Origin of the sequence: Gracilimonas sp., from assembly GCF_035704785.1 — a bacterium.
In the GTDB taxonomy this organism is placed as follows: domain Bacteria; phylum Bacteroidota; class Rhodothermia; order Balneolales; family Balneolaceae; genus Gracilimonas.
On the sequence record NZ_DASSWP010000073.1, the window covers coordinates 1 to 3,210 of the forward strand.

At 41.5% G+C, this 3,210-nt stretch carries 3 protein-coding genes; all 3 read left to right on the forward strand.

Going from position 1 to position 3,210, the window contains the following annotated elements:
- Nucleotides 1-1,835 (forward strand): amidohydrolase family protein (locus VFM80_RS04120; protein WP_395069832.1); only part of this gene is annotated, 1,835 nt, incomplete at its 5' end.
- 302 nt (nucleotides 1,836-2,137) lie between these two features.
- Entirely contained in the window at nucleotides 2,138-2,668 is a 531-nt protein-coding gene (locus tag VFM80_RS04125; RefSeq protein ID WP_395069834.1) for a hypothetical protein, read from the forward strand.
- Nucleotides 2,669-2,700: 32 nt separating this feature from the next.
- Complete coding sequence (locus VFM80_RS04130; RefSeq protein WP_395069836.1) at nucleotides 2,701-3,099, forward strand: hypothetical protein; 399 nt, start codon at nucleotides 2,701-2,703, stop codon at nucleotides 3,097-3,099.
- Nucleotides 3,100-3,210 lie beyond the last annotated feature (111 nt).

Genomic DNA, 3,210 nt, shown 5'->3' on the forward strand with positions numbered 1-3,210 from the left:
CCGACGAGAAAGAACATATACGCATTACCGGTATAACTACAGCAGGCTTTAATGAATTTGGAAATAATTATCCATCTCCCGCTCAACTTCACCCCGAAGAACATTCCCGGGAAAACAGCCCACCTTCATCAGCCGAAGAAGTGTGGATGGCTCCGGAAGGTGATCAGGCCATGGCAAAGATCAACAATGACATCTACGTAGTTACTGTGCCGGTTGTAGGTGGTGCTACACCAACTATATCGGTTGCCAATGCCGATAATGCTGCATTTCCGGCTAAGAAGCTCACAACCATTGGCGGACAATTTCCACGCTGGTCGGGTGATGCAAACTCCGTTCACTGGTCTATAGGCCGCGGACATTTCATCTATAACCTCGACGATGCCGAAGCTTATGCTGACAGCGTAGAAGCTGCTAAGGAAGCGGAGGAAGAAGCCAATGAGAAGGAAGACGATGAGGGCGATGACGAATCTAAAGAAGAAGGCGATGAGTCAGATGAGGATAAGGAGGAAGAAAAAGAAGAGGAAGGGTACAAGCCGGTTGAATTGAGTATTGATGTAATGATCAACCGCGATATCCCTGAAGGAACTATTTTGTTTACGAATGCCCGTATTATTACCATGAACGGGGATGAAGTGATTGAAAACGGCGACATCCTGGTTCGAAATAACCGCATTGTGGAAGTAGGTACAAATCTGAGTGCCCCATCCGGAGCGCAAACAATGGATATGAGTGGCAAGACTATCATGCCCGGCTTTGTGGATACCCATGCTCATCTGTGGGCAACCTTTGGCCTTCACAAACAATCCTATTGGGGCTATGCCGCTAACCTGGCATATGGTGTTACCACAACCCGCGATCCCCAAACTGCAACCACCGATGTACTGACCTATTCAGATATGGTGGAAAGCGGCAATATGCCGGGTCCACGTGTGTATTCTACCGGTCCGGGACTTGGTTATTGGGCGTATAATATCAAGAGCCTTGAGCATGCCAAAGACGTGATGAAACAGTACAGTCAGTATTATGATACCAAAACCATCAAAATGTACTTAGCGGGGAACCGCAAGCAGCGACAGTGGATCTTAATGGCGGCTCGTGATCAAAGTATTATGCCAACCACCGAGGGTGCGCTTGACTGGAAACTAAACATGACTCAGCTTATTGACGGCTATCCGGGACATGAACATTCACTGCCCATTTATCCGATCTATAAAGATGTGGTGACTTCTGTAGCAGAAGCTAAAATGGCCGTTACTCCGACGCTGTTGGTATCTTATGGCGGTCCGTGGGCGGAAAACTATTTCTATTCCCGCGAGAACCCATTCTTTGATACCAAACTCAGAAAATTTACTCCTTATGAAGAGCTGGCTTCCAAGTCACGCCGTCGTCCGGGTTGGTTCCATGATGACGAACACGTATTCCAGAAACATGCCGAATTTCAGAAAGACCTGAAAGAAGCAGGTGGACTTTCCGGTGTTGGTAGTCACGGTCAGCTTCAGGGACTTGGATTCCACTGGGAGCTATGGGCAATGGCTGCCGGAGGTATGGATAACCACGATGCCTTACAGGTAGCCACCATAGACGGAGCTACGGCCATTGGACTTGATGGCGACATCGGAACTCTCGAAGCCGGAAAACTCGCTGATTTCATTATTCTGAATGAAAACCCGCTGGATGATCTCCGCAACACCAACACGGTAGAAATGGTCATGAAAAACGGAAGGCTCTATGAAGGGGATACCCTCAACCAGCTCTACCCGCTGCAAGTTGAAGCCGGCCCGTTTGAGTGGACCTCTCCAAACCCCAACTACCTGGAACTGCCCGGAGAAGAATAGGGGATTTATTTAATATCTGATACACTAAAAAGGCTCCCTTGTGGAGCCTTTTTTATTTGCCTATCAATTACAGTTGCAATAATGACTTAAGGTGTTATATTTCAAACTATTGGACTGGATCTTATGCGAACACCTTAGGCGAACGACCGTTCGAATAACATCCCAAGAATCACTTTATGCGAATAAAAAGGGCCGCAGGTGAGGGTATGAGCAATTTTGTTCTATTCGCCCTAACAAACCCCTTATTCGTATAATATAATTGTTATACTGCTTTTGCTGGTACAATCAATTTCAATACAGATATGGGATTAAGAAAAATTGAAGAACGTTTACTGCCTAAGGCAAACTCGATTGTTGCTAAATCTTTAGATTTTGCCCTTAAAGATACAATTTGGAAAAAATTCGGGTACAAAGGTCGCCCTACATATGGTGAAGTTTTTAAAAAATTCAGAACAGACTGGAAGGTTAAGCTTGAAGATAAATTATTTTTAGAATTTATAATTATTTACGCAGCGACAAGTTTACTGGCCGATATATCAAACAAAGATGATCGTTTGGAATTGACAAAATATGTGTCGGAAAAAATTACTGGTGTTGGTTCTGATATCGATGCATGGAAAACATTTGGGTTTCAGAAAGAAATTGATTGTGTTAGTCATATTTATTTTGGTATTCAAAAATATCATGAAACCAATCTTAATAAATGGCAAAAGATATTTTCTAATAAAATAGACTTCGATAGCATTCGGGATGATGAAGTAAAATCAAAAATTTTTATTGGCCTTTTTTACTTATATGAATCCCACAAAAGAATACAGGAAAAAATCATCTAAGCATTTTCTTTTAAATCCAAAAAATAACTCACATGCAAAATTCTGATAATTCAAATTTAGATAGTAAAGTAAAATCAGCGAGTAACTGGGCTATTGGTCTTGGTATTTTAAAACTTCTTTTGGGCTTAGGATCAATTTTTATATTAGAAATGGATATTAATTCCATCTTCGAATTAAATGCTATTACTGTTATTCTTACAATTGTTGTCGGAGGGCTAATGGTAATTTGGGGTATGAGAATCCGAGATGGCCATTCCAATACCTTTAGTTACATAAACTACCTAATCATAGTAATTTCTATTTCGCTGGTTTTAGGTGTAATAGCTGTACAAGGTATTAAAATTGCAATAAATGCTTGGGGCTTATACATATTTATTCAAGCAAGAAAACAGTTAAAGAGTATCGAATCTTCAAAACCAGCTATTAATTGATATGAACAGAAAAATACATCTTAAAATCATAGCCGTTATTTTGGCAGCACTTTTTTTGGTTGATAATGTAATTGCTCAAAAGGTTTACGCTCCTGATGGCTATTCTTTATC

Coding starts and splice junctions, on each gene's coding strand:
- VFM80_RS04125 (WP_395069834.1), top strand. CDS start 2,138: ATGGGATTAAGAAAAATTGAAGAACGTTTACTGCCTAAGGCAAACTCG.
- VFM80_RS04130 (WP_395069836.1), top strand. CDS start 2,701: ATGCAAAATTCTGATAATTCAAATTTAGATAGTAAAGTAAAATCAGCG.